The following is a 15,808-nucleotide window of genomic DNA, read 5'->3' as shown; positions in this document are numbered from 1 at the left end:
CGCCACCTCCTACGAAGCAGCGGTCTCGCTCGCGTCATTCCTACTCTGGGCAAGATCCGTTTGAAGACGGACCCTAGATGCGCCCGTGAACCGGTTCGGCTTTACTGACGAGGCGTGGGCCGCTATGAAGCCGTGGCAGCGGAACGCGATCCGCTGTATTGAGCTGGCGGATATCGAACCGTCCTCGTGGTAATCCCGTGTGACTGCCTTTGGAGCGTAGGGAATTGAGGGTTTATCGTTGACGTGCGTGTTCTCGTCGTTTTCCTCACTCTCCGACGTGGATGCAAACAGGAAGCCCCGGGTGTAGTGAGGCCCCGGGGCTTTCTGGTGGCTCCACCGTCACCCGATCGGGCCGGTGTGGCACAGATCACGCCACGTCTCTCACCTGGCCCTCCCTTGATCATCATCACCCCCGTTACACATCACGCGACCACGCTCCGTAACCGCTCACGCTTGCCCCTCGTCGCTCGCTCGTGGCACGTTCCACACCCAGCCGAGAAGCGCTCGACACAACGGGAGGAATGCTATGCGCGCATCTGGCACTCTTTCGCGTCTCGCCGGTCGAGTTCATCGCGCGTGCACTACTGGCGCTCCTAACGTGCCTTTCTGAGCGCCTAACGCAGCGGTATGCAGTACATAGAGCGTCGCGCGTGTGCGTCGATTCATGAGAAGCCCGTACCAAATCACCGGTGCGGGCTTTCTCTATGCGCGGCACTAATTGGTAAAGAGTTCGTAAAGCATTCCGGCCGTCCCGGTGCTCAGCAGCACATGGCAGCTTGCCGACAAAACACCCGCAAGAGCAGACTTGATCACGTCAAGCCGGAAATGCAGGAAGGGAAAACAATGCCCGCACGAATCCGCCCTTGGGAAGAGTGGATGGATGGAGAGGTTCACACCATTCATCGCGGTATGGACTTCCAGAAAGAGCCCGTCGAGATGGCCAAGTCCATTCGCTTCCATGCCCGCTATCACGACATGAAGGCCAAGGCTCGCGTTGAAGGTGACTCGGTCATCTTCCAGTTCCTACATGAGGAGGAGTAATGACCACCACAGAACTACCGCCGCTACCGCCGCGCCCTGTCGTCACCTACACCCGGCACAACTGCGAGCGGAACCACAGGACCTTCTCAGCCCTCGCCAAGTGCATATGGCCTGACGCCATCTGGATCGCCGGGTACACGCCCGGACAGTTCGCCACCGTCTCGTACTGCTTCTGGGAAGGCCCCACCGTCATGCAGTGGGCCACCGAAGAGGACGCACGACGCGGAATAGCTTTCATCGATCGCGGGGGATGTAGCCACTCATGCGCCCACGATCACCGCATCGTGAGGATGGTCCTTCCATGAGAAAGCCCCTGCCTGGCAACAGGGGCTCTCAGGTAGTGCCACGAACAGAACAACCGCTCAACTCACAGAGAGCAGACTAACGTGACAACTGCGGCATCCAAAACCCGCCTGACTCTCGATTTCGGAGACCCCGCTATCGAGGTATTCGAATTCCTCCACTCCGTTTATGGACGTCACCTCCCCGTCCTTACGTTCATCATCAGCCGCAAGCGGGTGCACGACGCTAAGGGCAAGGTCAAGATCCAGCCCGAGTTCTATCGTCGCGCCCGGCCCACGACCGCCCTCGTGCGTGAACTCCTCGCCATAGCTGAGAAGCCGGGTCATGAGGTGTTCTTCCGCGTCGCCCCCCTATCTCAGGACGGGCTCAAGACGACCAAGGATGACGCGGAGCCGGTCAACGTGATCTGGACCGAGGTGGATAGCCACGGCCTGACGAGTGAGGAGCTGGCATTCCTCGACTCCGTGAACGCGACCATCGTGGAATCGGGAGGCGTTGCGGACGACGGCGGGGCCAAGACGCACGTCTATGTGCCGCTGGCTGCAACACACCAGCCCGACGTGATCGAGGATCTGAACCGCGCTCTCCGGGACAGACTGAACGGCGACAAGTTCGACGTGACCACGTTCCTCCGCCTACCTGGCACCCTGCATAGGAAGGACGCGGACAACCCGGTTCGTGTGCGCGTGCTTCGCTACTCGACAGCAACGCGCGCAAAGCTCCCTGACGTCGCCTCAGCGCTCGGTACGGACGCTGAGAGTACGTCTGCTCAGTCGCGTACTCAGCGCGCGTCTATCGAGCCCGTAGAGCCCCCGAAGAACTCTCTTGTCTGGGCGCGTGCTCGGAAGGTGCGGCGAGAGGTTGACGGGCAGATCCGGGAAGCCGTGGAGCAGCGTGGCGAGACCATCGACCGCAGCGACCGGCTATGGGGCCTGTACTGCGAACTGGCCAAGGTGGGTGTGTTGGAGGGCGAACACATCCTGTGGGCCGCCCAGCAGTCCAAGTACCTAGCAGAGCGGGTTACGGTCAAGGACGTTGCGCGGTTCCTCACCAGCGACGCCTACACCCGAGCAAGGGACGAGTGGGAGAGCACGCAGAAGCCCGAGGCTCAGCCGGCCGTTTCTGCCCCCGCGGATGGGAGCAACGATGGACGGGACGACACGGCCGAAGCCGCGTTCTGGGAGGCGCGGCCCGTGCTCACCCACATCCGCGACTTCGCACACTCGCGTCTGGTTTCGTCCTGGGCCGTGTTCGGCATCTCGGTAGCTCGGGTGATGAACCAGATCCCCACTGAGGTTCTGTTGCCGCCCCTCGTCGGCGGCCGTACGGGCCTGAACTTCTATGTGGGCATCGTGGACAGCTCGGGCGTCGGCAAGGGCGCATCGGAGAGCGCGGCGGAAGAGTGCTTCGAGGCTGGCCAGGTGCTCAGCGTGAACATCGGCTCTGGCGAGGGCATCGCCCACGCCTACATGTCCCGCCGGAAGGCCACGATGGAAGAAGTCGAAGAGGGCATTGTCGGCAAGGGCGAGACGGTAATGGAGATGCACACCCACTCCGTCCTGTTCACCGCCCCAGAAATCGACACCCTCACCGCCATCAAGGGCCGTAGCTCGTCCACCCTGTCAGCCGAACTCCGCAAGGCATGGTCGGGCGAGCGGCTGGGCTTCATGTACGTCACCGAGGCCAAGCGGCTGACCATCGAGAAGCACACGTACCGCATGACGCTGGTCTGTGGCGTGCAGCCGACGCGCGCTGAGGCGCTGCTGGACGAGTCGGGCGGCGGCCTGCCTCAGCGCTTCCTCTGGATGCCCGCGAACGATCCGACCATCCCTGAGCTGGAAGACCTGCGTGATGCGGAGGCAGTGCCGTTGAAGCTGCCCGACTTCTTCCATGAGCTGAACGCGCCGAGGGGCATGGTCACCGTTGACGTGTGCGAGTCGGCACGACGCGAGATCCGCCAGCACCAGCACGCCAAGATCAAGCGGACGGTCACGCCTGACCCGCTGGACTCTCACCGCAACCTGGTGCGTCTCAAGGTCGCCGCCGCCCTCGCGTTCATGGACGGGCGTAAGGGCGTGAGCGAAGAGGACTGGGCCCTGGCCGATGTCGTCATGAGCGTGTCCGACCGGACGCGGGACTTCATCCGCCACGAGATCACGCGGGCACGCTCGGACATCTCGCGGGAGCGCGGGCGGGACGACGCTATCCGTGAGGTGGCCAAGCGGGAGCACGTGGAGACGGAGACGACGCGGCGGGTGTGGCGTCGTCTGGACGAGGTGCTGCGGGCGGCAGACAAGCCGATGACCGTATCCGACCTACAGAAGAAGGTGCCGCCTCGTGACCGCGAGGAAGTGGCGGATGTCGTGGCTGAGATGAGCGCGAAGGGGTTGGTACGCGAGGCGGGCACGAACAGGAAGGGGAACGCGATGTACGAGCGCGCGGGGTAAGAGCGCGAGGAAGATCGGTTGCAGCGAATCGTGAATCGTGAATGTTCACGATTCGCTGCGCAACATCTCCTATTCGCGATTGACACTACGGGTGTTGGTGGTCTCTTTCGAACTGTGATTCTGCGAAACGAATCGTGAAGCGTTCACGATTCACGATTCGGGTGGGGCGCGAATCGTGAGCGTGACGTGGTCGAGCTAGAGCAGAGCGTCATGGGCTATTTGAAGACTGATTGAGTGGCTGGGCGTGTTGGATTGGGCGGGAGAATTAAGCCGCACATTCACCGAGAGAATGAGCGGGAGAGATTAGAGCGCAAACGCACCGTAGGGGTGTATGGAATGCGCGGGAATGCACGAGATTGAAGGGCTGGTGTGGGAGATATGACGCTGATCAGTGCAGGGCACGGGAAGTGGTTCGCTCGGGTCTCGGGTGAGGCGGAAACCACGGAGTATCTGCCGGTGATCGCGTGGGGCATGTATGAAGTGGGAGAGGAGTACCGAGCGTTCGTGCTGGACGCGGAGACGGGGAACCTGACGCCTGCCTGTGGGGTGAAGGGGTTCGCTGGGATCGCGGATGCGCATGAGGTGGAGCTGGCTGAGATGACGCCGGAGGAGATCAGGGAGCGCAACAAGCGGATGCGTGAGCGACGGTAGGCGGCTCGTGTCTGCGGGGTGTCTGAGGGAGACGACACGGGTGGTGTGGAACGTGAGGCGTGAGAGGTGCTGACAACCTCCTGACAACCTCCTACCGACCAGGCCAGCCTCTCGTGCTCTGGCCCCCGGATCGCATGTGCGCGACACGGAGAGTGGCCGTGATCAGGGCTCTGACCTGCGAGATAGGCGAGACGCTTTGTGCCTGGTGTGACTTGACCCACAGATCCCCTGGCACAGACACTCGCCGTGTCATCGCACCTCACAGAGTCGGGTACAGTATCTCTCGGAGGATTCGCCTAGCGGCCTAGGGCGCACGCTTGGAAAGCGTGTTGGGGGCAACCCCTCACGAGTTCGAATCTCGTATCCTCCGCAGTCCGCCTGAACAGGCGAGACGAGGGTCCCCACCGGTGACCGGTGGGGACCCTCGTTGTTGTCCGTCAGGCCGCGTTGTCCTGGTTTTTGTCCACAGGAGGCGTCTCGGGGCGTCCCCAGATGGCATCGGCGATCTTCCGGGCCACGTCCTTGAGCATGGCGTCCGGCACATGCAGGTACCGGGCCCGCATCCGCGCGGAGGTACCCGGCTCCCACCCCATGATCTGATCAATCACGCGGTCCGGGACCCCGAGCAGCATGAGCACGGTGGCGGCGGTGTGCCGAGCATCGTGAAGGCGGGCGTCCCGCACGCCCGCGTCTTCGAGCAGCCGCTTCCAGTCGTGGTAGTCCGTGTTCGGGCTCAGCGGCCCCCCGAGCGGCTTGGTGAACACGTAGTCCGACTCGACCCACAGGTTGCCGGCGGCCTTGCGCTCGCGCTCCTGCACCTCGGCGTGCTGCCGGAGCATCGCGACCAGCGGGCCCGGGAGCGGCACCGCACGGCGGCCCGCCCGGGACTTCGTGTTCTTGGTCTCCCGCCGGACCTGCACGCGGTTCGGGCAGTACCCGGCCGCTGCCCGACCGCAGGGCGAGGCTTCCGGGCACCCGTGCCGGTACTTCGGACGCAGCCGGTTCCGGCGCAGCTTGAGGTACTCGTTGTCCAGGTCGACATCAGACCAGCGGAGTCCGAGCGTCTCGCCCTGCCGCAGACCGAGCGCGAGCGCCAGCATCCAGCGAGCGCTGTTGCGACGCTTGTTGACCTCGATCAGCAGACGCTGAACCTCTTCGAGGGAGTAGGGCTCAACCTCCGCTTCCTCCTCCTCGATCCGGGGCGGCTTGGCGAGCGCGGCGGCGTTCTTGGCCGCGTGGCCGCGCCGCACCGCCTCACCGAGGGCGGTGCGGATGGTGCGGTGAGCCTGATGAGCCGTGGCGGGCTTGCTCCCGTTCCGCTGCATACGGCGGTACAGGCTTTCCAGGTGCTCGGGCTCCAACCGGTCGATGCGGTGCTTGCCGACGCCGGGGACCAGGTGGACGCGCACCGCCACCTCGTAGCCGGCGTACGTGTTCTCACTCACGACCGGCTTGGCGATGTTCTCGACCCAGTGCCACAGCCACTTCTCGACCGTCCACGGCTTGCCGGGCTGTCGCGCCGAACCCTCGTCGCGCTGCTTCTCCAGCCGCCTGACTTCCTCGACCAGGTCCTTGCGCGTGGGTCGCGTCAGGTGACGGCGGTACGGTGTCCCGTCGTCCTTGTAGCCCATCGGGACCCGGGCGTGCCAACGGCCGTCCTTGCCGAAGTAGATCGCCGATTCGCCGTTGGCGCGGCGGGTGCGCTTTTTCTCTTCTGCCACAGGCGGGCTCCTGTTTCGTGCTGTCGGGATGGAGCCGGGGCGGCGGGCTGTCCTTGTCCGGGAGTGCCACCGCCCCGGGTGTGATCAAGCGGCTCGCTGTGCCGCGCGCCGGCGAGCGACGTACGCGGCCGGCGCGTCGGCGGGGACGCGGCGGAGACGGCCGACGGGGATGGACTCCAGCTCTCCGGAGCGGATGAGCTGGTAGCACGTGGTCCGCCCGATGCGGAGTCGGCGGGCGGCCTCTTCGACCGTGAGGAGAACCAGCGTCGGGTCGTCGTCGGTGGGCACGGCGAGGGTGCTGTGCTCGCTCAAGGCTCACTCCTCTTGTGCTGCGTTCGTGGGAGGTGCCGCCGCACAAACCGCAATATCCGCAGAAAACCCGGCCCAGGCCGGTGACCTGCAGTGATGCGGTTCGTGGTCGGCGACGGGGGTGGGGCTCGCAAAAATCCGCGATATTCCGCAAAAATCCGTGGCGCCCTGTGGGCACCGGGGCGCGAGTCCTCGGACCTGGTTTGTGCGGAATATTGCGGAATAGTGCGGCGGGACCTCGCCGGGCACTGCCGAGAGGTCCCGCCGCTGGTCAGCGGCCCCGTCGGGGTTTTTTGCGATTTTGCGGTTTGTGCGAGGGGGTCAGCAGGCGAGACCGGCTCACCGGCCGCCCTTCCGCAGTGCGGGATGCACCTGCAATCGGGGCGCCGGCGGCCTGCCGCGCTTGCCTGTGCGCTCCGGCTGATAGGTCCGCAGGTACCCGTGGTCCTCCAGCAGGGCGAGGGCCGGTTCCAGGTCCGCGATGGTGGGCACTTCGGCGCGCGACAGAACCGCGAAGAGGTCGCGTCGGCTCACGTCGTCCCATCCGTTGTCCCTGAGCGCTTCCAGGACGCTGCGGGCGCGGGACAAGACCGGATCGGCGCCCATGACGTCGAACACGGCGAGGGCATGGGCGGTGTAGTACTCCCCCAGCTCGATGGCCGCGCGCATGGTGGCCTCGGACACCGGGTGCGCGTAGCCGTTGCCCAGGTGCTCGGCGAGGTGCAGCAGCGCGGCCATGCGGGCGGTCGCTCCGGCGAGCTTTCCGGCCCAGTTCGAGATGTGACCGAGCTTGCCGCCGCGCGCCTTGAGCTGCGGTTCGACGTGCTCTTGGTACTCGATGAGCGCCGCGTCTGCCTCAGGGCTGAGCTGGATGACGGCCGGGTCGGTCCACTCCGCGAACGCCAGGGTCAGGTTGATGACGTTGGCGCTGTAGGTGGCGGCCGTCTGCTCCGGGACCGGGTCGGTCATGACCTTCCGTTCACCGACCGTGGACGCGGGCAGGGAGTACAGGAAGCGGGCCAGCAGTCCGCGCCCGTCGAACCCCTTCACCTTGCCGATGTCCCGCAACACGTCCGGCTGGACGGCGAGGCCGATGGTCAGGGCGGGGGTGTCGATGTACTCGCGGCGGGTCTGCCGGTTGACCCTCAGCCGGTCGCCGGCGTGCCCCTTGAGGAACACTTCCATGTTCGGGGCCCCGGAGTAGCGGCCGGCGATGATGTCGAAGATGCCGCCCTCAGCACTCATCACCGACAGCCGACCGCCTTGCTCAGCCATGAGCGAGGTAACCGCCTCCGGGGTGGAGTCGTCCGCCAACAGGACGGGTTCGGCCGGGACGGTGAGCGTGTCGGCGGTCTGCGCGAGACCGACGGCGGTGGCCACCATCTCGTCACGCTTGTCCGCGTCGGCGGACGCGGCCTTGGCGGCGGCCTTGTCGGCCGCTTCCTTGGCAAGGCGGGCGGTCAGCTCCGCCTCGACAATGACCGGCTTCATCGCGGTCTTGAGCTGCTTTTCCGCCTCGTACAGCGGGTCCGTCAGCAGGGCGAAGACGGCGGACTTGCGGTTGGCCGGCGGGAGCGCCACCACGGTGTAGAGGTTGGTGGGCTCACGCCAGTTGCCGCGCACGTGGACGACGGACCGGCCGCCCGCGGCCGTGGCGAGCACGGCGAGGGCGATCGATCCGGCGAGGTCCACCGGGGTCTGCGTCTCCTCGGCGACGGCCGCCACGAAGTCGTGCAGCCACGCGGGGAAGACGTGCACCGGGAACGGCGGACGCTCGCGCCGGCCGGTGAGGGGAATGAGGTCTTCCCACACGTCCGGCGCCGCCTCGCCCTCGGCGGGCGGTGCTTCGAGGGTGGACAGTCCGGCCCACAGGTCGGGGCTGTCCACAGGCTGTGGAGTCATGCGGCTGCCCTCCCTTCGGCGGTGGTGGTGTGCGGGCAGATGCCGACGCGGATGCGGGCCGTGAGCTTCATGACAGCGGCGTGCCCACGGGCCCGTTCGTGGTGCCCACAGCAGCAGAGCCAGTCGGCAACGGGCGGTTCGGTGAACCGGACTTGCAGGCCCGGCTGAATGCCGGTGACGGTGACCGGCTGAGGGTCAGAACGAACAGCAGAAAGGACGCCCTTACGGGCGACGCCCTTCGGTTCGCCCACGGCCGCTCGTGGCGCGGCCCGTACGGCGCCCTGCGGGCCGTTCGCGGGATTGCGGGATGCTTTGTTCATGCCGCTCGCTCCGAGGCCGTCTCAAGGCCGTTGGCGACCGCGCGGCGCGCGTACGCCTCGGGGACTCCGACAGAGACGGCGGCGGCCACGATCTCTGCCCCGATGGCTTCCAGACCGCACGGGCCTGGGCAGTTCACGTGCTGAGCCGCGAGGAAGCGGGCGACCCCGAACGCCTGTGATCCGGCGCCCGATTCGATGCGGGCGCGCACCTTGGCGAGGCCGCGTTCCAGGCCCGTGCGTACGTAGCGCTCGGTATGGCGGCACCCGGTGGCAACGGTCCGGTCCCACGTGGCGCGGGTGGGGAGAGAAGAGACCACCTCGCGGCGCGCGGGGGTGGTCTCTTCCTTCACCGTGAGGGCGCGGACGACCGGCGGCAGGTCCGTCATGGTGCCGCTGCCGGGACCCAGCCACCGGGCGTAGGCCATGAGCGACTTGACGTCCACACCGGGCCGGACGGCGTTGTGTGAGGTCATGGCGCCCCGGTAGATCCAGTGCTGGCCGCGAGTGGTCGGCACAGTCCGGGTAGGGGGCAACGTCTGGCGGGCCCACGCGACAGCCGACGCGTTGTCCAGGTCCACCACGGTCAGCCCGGCCCCGCCGGGGTGGTAGCCGACGCAGACGGCCTCGCCCCACGCCGGCGCCCACGCGGGCGAGGTGATCACCTGCGGGTCGGTCGTGGCGGCGGCCCACGCGTGGCAGGGAGCGGGGCACCGGCACGGACCGGCGTTCTTCATATTCGGCCGCCCGCCACAGGCGCCACCGGCGCACGCGCGGCAGTTCCCGAACGGCACCTTGCCCTCGCGCAGGGGCAGCACCGGCACGCCCACCGCCGCGAGGTCCAGTGCGGTTCGCAGGGCGTTCCCGTCCGGATGATTCGCGTCGGCGGGGCGCCGGGTCTTGCAGTCAGGTGTCATCCTGTAGGTCTCCTGTTCTGCTTCGTCGGGATGGGGAGACCGAGGGCGGCGGGCTGTCCTTGTCCGGGAGTGCCGCCGCCCTCGGGCGTAGCTAGAAGGGCGGTTCGTCGCTGTAGCCGCCGGGGGCCCACGGGTCGCGGCCGGTTCCGCGTCGGCGCAACCAGCGCGGCAGTCGGGGCAGCGGCAGCAGGAGCGTCCGCCACTCGGTCCAGCAGTCGCAGGGCTCCCAGTCGGTACCGGCGTACTCACCGGTCGCCGGGTCGCCGTAGTCGTGCGGGATGCCGCCCACGCCCTCGCAGTTCCGGCAGTCGGGGCGAGGCGTGTCGGTCAGGATCAGCGCGTTGCGGGGCAGCGCGGTGCGCTGGATACGCAGTCGCAGCACGGGGGTTGCCTCCTTGTCAGCCGTGGAAGTGGCTGCGCTTGATGACGGCCTTACGGATGTGAACGGTGCTGCCTCGCCGGCCGTCGGCGATGGCCCGGACGGGCATGCGCCACGCGAGCATGGCGAGGGCGATCCACATCGCGGCACCGGTGGTGAATCCGGCGACGGCGTTGATGACCTCGCCGACGCCCCAGCCGACGCCGGCCGCGAGGGCGCCTGCGCCGATTCCGGCGCCGACGAAGCGCTGAGCGATCGGGTCCAGCAGCGGCAGCGGGGTCAGGTCGCGCGGCTCCGGCATGGGCATGGGCGGAGGGGCGAGGTGCTTGGGCATGGGGACCATCCGCCCGTAGGCGTCGGGCACCCACACCACGGGGCCGCGTTCGGCGGCCAGTTCCACGGCGGCCGGGGCGGGCGCGTACGGCTCCAGCGGTGCCGGGGCGTACGCAGCAGCGGTCACGGTGTCCGGCCGCACGGCGGGGACGTGTTCGTTCACGGCTCGCTCTCCTGTCACTTGCCGAGCTGGGCGATGGCGTCGGCGGACGCCTGCACGAGGTTGTGGATGGGCTCGTAGGCGCCGGTCCCAGCGGTGAAGAAGCCGAACAGGAACAGCACCAGGGCGGCGCCGCCACCGGTCGACTTGGTCTTGACGGCGAGGGCGGAGGCGGCGCCGAACAGCAGCACGGCGGAGATGTTCAGGACCATCGAGGTTTCCTCCGGATGGGGTCAGTCGGCGGTTCCGGCGCGGTAGATGCGCGCCCAGCGGTTGTAGAGCCAGCGGCCGACGCGGATGCGCTTGCCGGTGGCGCGGCAGCGGCGGCAGTCCTTGCCGCGCTTCATGCGGCCCTTGCGGTCGGTCTTCATCTCGAAGCCCCAGCCGTGGCACTTGCGGCAGTTGCCGAACGGCGAGGCGGCGCACACCGCGACGTAACACAGCGTGACGCCAAGGAGCAGGGTGATAGCGAGCAGGATGGGGGTCATGGAGGGCCCTCCGGGGCGGTTTCCAGGGGTTTCCGCAGGTGGGCCGCTATCCGCTAGCGGCCTGATCAGGGACGGTTTGGGGCGCTAGCGGGGCCGCTAACGTTAGCGGGGCGTGCCGCTATCGTTAGCGGCCCCGAAGGGTCAGCCCGCGTCCCGGTTTCCGTCACGCTCCGCGATCGCGGTCGTGATGTGGGCGCGGGTGATGCCGCGCCGGTTGACGACCTTGCCGTCCACCCGGCGGCCCACCTGCACCGTGCTGATCCCGTGCGGCTTGAGCGCGGCAGCCAGCGCATCGGGGTCCCATCCGCCGTAGACCTCGGGGCGCAGCTCGGCGAGCCGGGCAACGACGGTTTCCGACCACACCTTGGCCTCGGCCGCGGGCACCACGGCGAGGATGTCGGCCAGCAGGTCATACGCGGGGCCGGTGACCTCCTCCGGTGCCTCACCGAGCGCGTAGCCGGACAGGAGTCCAGCCTTCTCACGCGCCTTGCGGGCGCGCGCGGCGATCGCTTCGGCGCCGGGGGCGTCGACGTAGACGGAGGCGACGATACGGGCGTCGGCGCCCTCGCCGACGAAGTAGTGAATGCCCTTGTCACCCCAGGCGAACATGGTGGCGCGCACCCCGCGCTTGTACTGCGAGGTGCCCAGCACCATGTCGTTCTCGGTCTGGCCCATGACCTTGAGGCACCACCGGGCGGAAGCGTTCGCGCTGATGCCGGTGGGCAGCGACTTGGCGTCCGGGCGCTGCGTGGCCAGCAGCACCACGATGCCGGTCGCAGGTCCCCGCTTGACCAGGTCCGTGGCGATCTCCTCGAACTCCTTGCCGTGGTCGGGGTGCTCGAACAACACCTGGCACTCGTCCACCCCGACCACGATCGGGTGCAGCCCCAACGACCGCTTGTCCGCGAGCGCGCTGGTCACCTTGGACTCGGGGCAGATGTCCCGCGGCAGGGACCGGATCACCTTGGTGCGGCGGCGCAGTTCCTCCCGCAGGGCGCGGAAGTCGGCGAGCGCGTAGGCGATCGACTCGTCATCGTCGCCGGCGGCGTGCCGGTGGGAGACGGCGTTGCCGACCGGGTCCAGGTCACCGGTGCCCTTCATGTCGTAGGTGTGCAGCTCCGCGCGTGGGTCGAGGGCGGCGATGAGCAGCAGCAGGCGCAGCAGGAACGTCTTGCCCATGCGCGGGATAGCGCCGATGACGCCCGCGATGTACATCAGCGTGACCTCGACCCAGCGTCCGCGCTGGTCAGTGCCGTAGGCGACGGGCTTGAACAGGTCCACCGTCCCGGACTTGGCCAGCGGCCATGCGGGCTTCTTGGCCTTGTTCATGTCCTGGTCGCCCACCCACAGCACCAGGTGCCCGGTGTGCTCATCCGGCACCGCTTCGGGCCACACACACCCCAGCGGGCGGCGCAGACCCGAGGCGAGGCGTTCGCGCCGCTCGATGATGTCCGTCACCGTCACGCCGTACGGAAGGTTGCCCTCGGCCCGCCAGCCGGGGCCGTCCCGGGTGATCGGGGCGGTGAACTCGAACCCGTCCCGGCCCTTGGCCTGAGCCTGGCTGATGGCGGAGATACCGAGCGAACCGAGCGCGCGCAGGACGATGTCCGACGTGAGCTTGGTCGCCTTGGGCAGTTCCACCGCCCGGTGGATGACCGGCTCATCCGCGCGGCGGCCGGCTGCTCCGAGGGCGAGCACCACCGCGCTCACCGAGACCGCCTGCAGCCAGGCGGGGGCGAGTACGTAGATGGCGAGCGCCGTGGCGAGGCCGACGAACAGTGCGAGCACGGTCACGAGGGTGCGCAGCCGTACCCGGCCGTCGCGCTGCCGGGAGAGCTTGAGGTATTCGGCCGCGTCCTCACGGCGCACGGCGGCGAGGCGGACCGGTTCGCCCTCGCGGTCGGCCATCCACCGCATCGTGCCCCCGACGAACCGGGCCGCGCCGGTCGGGGCCTGCAAGGTGAGCCGGGCGGCATACACCGGGGCGCGCAGGGCGTGATAGCCGATCGTGTGGGCGTAGTGGCGGGCCACCCACGCCGACGCGGTCCGCAGCTCAGCCACCGACCGCAGCCAGATCGGGACGACCGGGCGGCGCCGGGCAGCGGCGAGCCGACCCAGGTAGCCGGGACCGGTCGCGGTCGGGGTCGGCTGGTCCACCATGACGGGGGCGGTCGGGTCGTCCACCTCCGGGCCGGTCGGGGTCGACTCACGGGCGGCGCGGGCCTTGTCCAGGTCGACCACATCGGCGCCGCCCTCGGCGGCCATCTCGGCTTCCAGCCGGTTGAACAGTTCGTCGTCGTCGGGATGCTTCACTGAGGGTCCCTTCCAGTGGGAGGAAAGGCGGGGTCCGGCCGACGCTGTGGAAGGTGAGCGGTCGGGCCCCGCCGGGTTCAACGGGGAGCGCGCCGGGAGAGCGGCGAGGCTCAAGCGGCGCGCTGTTCGGGGTAGGCGCAGGTCACGCACATGCCGAGCGAGGCGGGGACGACGTAACCGGCGTCCTGGCCGCACTCGGGACAGCGGCGGCGGGCGCGCATCATCGCTGCGTGCGCACGCCACCTGCCCGGCGTCATCGGCCGCACGGGAAGCGCCCGGTCGATCCGGTAGAGGTAGGCGGTCAGCGGCTCGCGCCGGCGACGCGGCCGGAGGATCTGTGCCGCCACGTCCTGACCACCCGGCCGTAGCCCCTGACTGCGCAGTTGGCGGCGGGTGGCCAAGCCCTCGGGAGCGCAGCGCCACGGATAGGTGGGGATGCCGAACCGCTCGCCGTCGGGGTCGAAGCAGTCGGCGAGGGTCAGCCGCGTCACGCGGCCACCGCTCCGGCGCCACCGTCGGCACGCTCAGCAAGAAGCGTGTCCCGCAGCATCCGGGCGTTCGCCGGCGAGGTGCGCACCGTGCGGCGGATGCCCTCGGCAGTGATCTGCGCGTCCGGCCAATCCGCGGTTGCGGCGCGCGCCTCATCGAGCAACTGAGCCGCCGTGCGCTTCGGTCGGGGCGACCGGGCCACCTCGGGAACCCGGCCGGTCGCCCGGCGGGGTCGAGGGGAGTCGGCCGCCACCGCCTGAGGCTTGCTCGACTCGATCGGCGCCCGATCGACCTTTACCGCGTCGACGGGAGCGGCAAGGCTCGGGGCGGGCTTGAGCGAGAGAGTCGACTTGGCGAAGTCGACCGGCACCGGATCGGGGATCGGCAGTCGAGTCAGAACCACGGAGGGCGCCGGGGTCGATTCCGGCAGGTCAGCCGTAGACCGATTCCTCACAGTCTCAGTGGATTCCTCCACATTCGCGATCCCGCCGAACATCGCGGACAAGGCGGCGTTCGCGCCGTCCGTCACCCGATCGCGCTGCACGTCCAACGGGTCTGCTGCACGATCGGGTGACATCTGAACTGGCTTGCCCTGAGAGGCGGGTGGGAAGGATGTCGCTGTGCCCAAGCCCTATCCGGAAGAGTTCCGCCAGGACGTCGTGCGAGTCGCGAGGAACCGCGGCCCGGGTGTCACGGTCGAGCAGGTGGCCACCGATTTCGGGGTTCACCCGATGACGTTGTGGAAGTGGATGCGCCGGGCGGACATCAATGACGGGTCCAAGCCCGGGGTGACCAGCCAGGAGAGCGCGGAACTGCGGGAAGCCCGTCGGCGGATCAAGCTGCTGGAGCAGGAGAACGAGGTCCTGCGTCGGGCCGCGGCCTATCTGTCGCAGGCGCATCTGCCGGGAAAAGGATCTACCCGCTCGTGAAGGAGCTGGCCGTGGACGGGGTGCCCGTCACGGTGACGTGCCGGGTGCTGAAGCTCGCCAGACAGCCCTACTACCGCTGGCTCGACAAGCCGGTGACAGACGCAGTGCTGGAGGAGGCGTATCGCGCGAACGCACTGTTCGACGCTCACCGCGACGACCCGGAATTCGGCTACCGCTTCCTGGCCGATGAAGCGCGTGGTGCCGGGGCTCGGATGGCGGACCGGACCGCGTGGCGGATCTGCCGGGAGAACCGCTGGTGGAGCGTGTTCGGCAAGAAGCGCGGCAGGGGCAAGAAAGCCGGCCCGCCAGTGCATGACGATCTCGTGAGCCGCAACTTCACCGCGACCGGCCCGAACCGGTTGTGGCTCGCCGATATCACCGAACATGCCACTGGCGACGGCAAGCTGTATCTCTGCGCGATCAAGGATGTGTTCAGCAACAGGATCGTGGGCTACTCCATCGACGCGCGGATGAAGTCCCGCCTGGCCGTGACCGCCCTGGACAACGCCGTGGCCCGGCGTGAACACGTCGACGGATGCATCCTGCACAGCGATCGCGGCTCGCAGTTCCGGTCCCGGAAGTTTCTCCGGGCGCTCGACCGGCACCGCATGGTCGGATCAATAGGGAGGGTCGGGGCAGCCGGCGACAACGCGGCCATGGAGTCTTTCTTCAGTCTGCTGCAGAAGAACGTCCTCGACCGCAGAAGCTGGACCACCCGCGAGGAACTGCGGATCGCGATCGTGACCTGGATCGAGCGGACCTATCACCGACGCCGCCGACAAGCCGCACTCGGCCGGCTGACTCCCGTCGAATTCGAGATCGTCATGACCACACCGGCCCTCCAGGCCGCGTGACCGAACCTGTCACCCGAACCTGCACCAGACCCCACCTCAATTCGGTGCTGCCGCTGTATGACAAGCCGCTGTACCGCGACTGGGCATTCTGGACAACGGTCGGCGTGGCCGGCATGACTGCGATCGCCATGGGCACCAGCAGGGATCCAACAGCAACATCACTCCCGAGGTGGCTGGATATTGATCCGAAACGGTTTGGGTTCTGGGTCGTTGGTGGGGTGTGAGCGATCTGGTGGGGGACGCGCGTCATCTGTC

Annotated in this window: 17 protein-coding genes, 1 tRNA gene and 1 pseudogene; 7 read left to right on the top strand and 12 right to left on the bottom strand. The window is 68.1% G+C overall.

Going from position 1 to position 15,808, the window contains the following annotated elements:
• The first annotated feature begins 627 nt into the window (after nucleotides 1–627).
• The 5 genes from ABD198_RS28845 to ABD198_RS28825 all read left to right on the top strand — a co-directional run bounded on the left by ABD198_RS28845 (nucleotide 628) and on the right by ABD198_RS28825 (nucleotide 4,812).
• A complete protein-coding gene (locus ABD198_RS28845) occupies nucleotides 628–1,041 on the top strand; it encodes a hypothetical protein (RefSeq protein WP_344007362.1) in 414 nt (137 codons plus the stop codon).
• The gene (locus ABD198_RS28840; RefSeq protein WP_344007360.1) at nucleotides 1,041–1,346 is read left to right on the top strand and encodes a hypothetical protein; all 306 of its coding nucleotides are present in this window, start codon (nucleotides 1,041–1,043) and stop codon (nucleotides 1,344–1,346) included. The genes ABD198_RS28845 and ABD198_RS28840 overlap by 1 nt, the downstream gene beginning before the upstream one ends.
• An 81-nt stretch (nucleotides 1,347–1,427) precedes the next feature.
• Nucleotides 1,428–3,791: a YfjI family protein gene (locus ABD198_RS28835; protein ID WP_344007357.1), complete on the top strand. Its 2,364-nt coding sequence runs from the start codon at nucleotides 1,428–1,430 to the stop codon at nucleotides 3,789–3,791.
• Nucleotides 3,792–4,169: 378 nt separating this feature from the next.
• Nucleotides 4,170–4,442: a hypothetical protein gene (locus ABD198_RS28830; RefSeq protein WP_344007355.1), complete on the top strand. Its 273-nt coding sequence runs from the start codon at nucleotides 4,170–4,172 to the stop codon at nucleotides 4,440–4,442.
• 285 nt (nucleotides 4,443–4,727) lie between these two features.
• A tRNA-Ser gene (locus tag ABD198_RS28825) sits at nucleotides 4,728–4,812 on the top strand.
• Nucleotides 4,813–4,879: 67 nt separating this feature from the next.
• Here the strand turns inward: ABD198_RS28825 and ABD198_RS28820 are convergent.
• The 12 genes and pseudogenes from ABD198_RS28820 to ABD198_RS28765 form a co-directional block, all read right to left on the bottom strand.
• Nucleotides 4,880–6,163, bottom strand: coding sequence for a tyrosine-type recombinase/integrase (locus ABD198_RS28820; RefSeq protein WP_344007353.1), 1,284 nt, complete (start codon nucleotides 6,161–6,163; stop codon nucleotides 4,880–4,882).
• 84 nt (nucleotides 6,164–6,247) lie between these two features.
• Complete coding sequence (locus ABD198_RS28815; RefSeq protein WP_270883048.1) at nucleotides 6,248–6,475, bottom strand: excisionase family DNA-binding protein; 228 nt, start codon at nucleotides 6,473–6,475, stop codon at nucleotides 6,248–6,250.
• Between the two features lie 336 nt (nucleotides 6,476–6,811).
• Complete coding sequence (locus ABD198_RS28810; RefSeq protein WP_344007364.1) at nucleotides 6,812–8,359, bottom strand: YfjI family protein; 1,548 nt, start codon at nucleotides 8,357–8,359, stop codon at nucleotides 6,812–6,814.
• Between the two features lie 11 nt (nucleotides 8,360–8,370).
• Entirely contained in the window at nucleotides 8,371–8,625 is a 255-nt protein-coding gene (locus tag ABD198_RS28805) for a hypothetical protein (protein ID WP_344007350.1), read from the bottom strand.
• Between the two features lie 65 nt (nucleotides 8,626–8,690).
• Nucleotides 8,691–9,608, bottom strand: coding sequence for a bifunctional DNA primase/polymerase (locus ABD198_RS28800; RefSeq protein WP_344007348.1), 918 nt, complete (start codon nucleotides 9,606–9,608; stop codon nucleotides 8,691–8,693).
• Nucleotides 9,609–9,699: 91 nt separating this feature from the next.
• Complete coding sequence (locus ABD198_RS28795; protein ID WP_344007346.1) at nucleotides 9,700–9,990, bottom strand: hypothetical protein; 291 nt, start codon at nucleotides 9,988–9,990, stop codon at nucleotides 9,700–9,702.
• 16 nt (nucleotides 9,991–10,006) lie between these two features.
• Entirely contained in the window at nucleotides 10,007–10,483 is a 477-nt protein-coding gene (locus tag ABD198_RS28790) for a hypothetical protein (protein WP_344007344.1), read from the bottom strand.
• A gap of 14 nt (nucleotides 10,484–10,497) precedes the next feature.
• The gene (locus ABD198_RS28785) at nucleotides 10,498–10,692 is read right to left on the bottom strand and encodes a hypothetical protein (protein WP_270883042.1); all 195 of its coding nucleotides are present in this window, start codon (nucleotides 10,690–10,692) and stop codon (nucleotides 10,498–10,500) included.
• 21 nt (nucleotides 10,693–10,713) lie between these two features.
• A complete protein-coding gene (locus ABD198_RS28780) occupies nucleotides 10,714–10,968 on the bottom strand; it encodes a hypothetical protein (protein WP_270883041.1) in 255 nt (84 codons plus the stop codon).
• A 141-nt stretch (nucleotides 10,969–11,109) separates the two neighbouring features.
• Nucleotides 11,110–13,281, bottom strand: coding sequence for a cell division protein FtsK (locus tag ABD198_RS28775; RefSeq protein WP_344007340.1), 2,172 nt, complete (start codon nucleotides 13,279–13,281; stop codon nucleotides 11,110–11,112).
• 110 nt (nucleotides 13,282–13,391) lie between these two features.
• A complete protein-coding gene (locus ABD198_RS28770) occupies nucleotides 13,392–13,772 on the bottom strand; it encodes an RRQRL motif-containing zinc-binding protein (protein WP_344007338.1) in 381 nt (126 codons plus the stop codon).
• Nucleotides 13,769–14,320 (bottom strand): annotated as a pseudogene (locus ABD198_RS28765) (conjugal transfer protein); the annotation flags it as partial. The gene ABD198_RS28770 and the pseudogene ABD198_RS28765, both read right to left, overlap by 4 nt.
• A 70-nt stretch (nucleotides 14,321–14,390) precedes the next feature.
• Here ABD198_RS28765 and ABD198_RS28760 point away from each other — a divergent pair.
• Together ABD198_RS28760 and ABD198_RS28755 are read left to right on the top strand one after the other, a co-directional pair.
• Nucleotides 14,391–15,553, top strand: a protein-coding gene (locus ABD198_RS28760; protein WP_344007336.1) for an IS3 family transposase whose coding sequence is annotated in 2 segments (ribosomal slippage) — nucleotides 14,391–14,675 and nucleotides 14,678–15,553 — 1,161 coding nt in all. Because the reading frame shifts where the segments join, the coding sequence is not laid out codon by codon here.
• Nucleotides 15,550–15,777: a hypothetical protein gene (locus tag ABD198_RS28755; RefSeq protein ID WP_344007333.1), complete on the top strand. Its 228-nt coding sequence runs from the start codon at nucleotides 15,550–15,552 to the stop codon at nucleotides 15,775–15,777. Before ABD198_RS28760 ends, ABD198_RS28755 begins: the two co-directional genes overlap by 4 nt.
• Nucleotides 15,778–15,808 lie beyond the last annotated feature (31 nt).

Source organism: Streptomyces thermocarboxydovorans (genome assembly GCF_039524635.1).
In the GTDB taxonomy this organism is placed as follows: Bacteria; Actinomycetota; Actinomycetes; order Streptomycetales; family Streptomycetaceae; genus Streptomyces; species Streptomyces thermocarboxydovorans.
The sequence above is the reverse complement of the archived record's forward strand: the minus strand, read 5'-3'. Positions and strand labels throughout refer to the sequence as shown.

Excerpts from the sequence above, each read along its gene's own strand:
- ABD198_RS28785 (WP_270883042.1), bottom strand. The coding sequence starts at position 10,692 with ATGGTCCTGAACATCTCCGCCGTGCTGCTGTTCGGCGCCGCCTCCGCC.
- ABD198_RS28845 (WP_344007362.1), top strand. The coding sequence starts at position 628 with ATGCAGTACATAGAGCGTCGCGCGTGTGCGTCGATTCATGAGAAGCCC.
- ABD198_RS28780 (WP_270883041.1), bottom strand. The coding sequence starts at position 10,968 with ATGACCCCCATCCTGCTCGCTATCACCCTGCTCCTTGGCGTCACGCTG.
- ABD198_RS28840 (WP_344007360.1), top strand. The coding sequence starts at position 1,041 with ATGACCACCACAGAACTACCGCCGCTACCGCCGCGCCCTGTCGTCACC.
- ABD198_RS28830 (WP_344007355.1), top strand. The coding sequence starts at position 4,170 with ATGACGCTGATCAGTGCAGGGCACGGGAAGTGGTTCGCTCGGGTCTCG.
- ABD198_RS28800 (WP_344007348.1), bottom strand. The coding sequence starts at position 9,608 with ATGACACCTGACTGCAAGACCCGGCGCCCCGCCGACGCGAATCATCCG.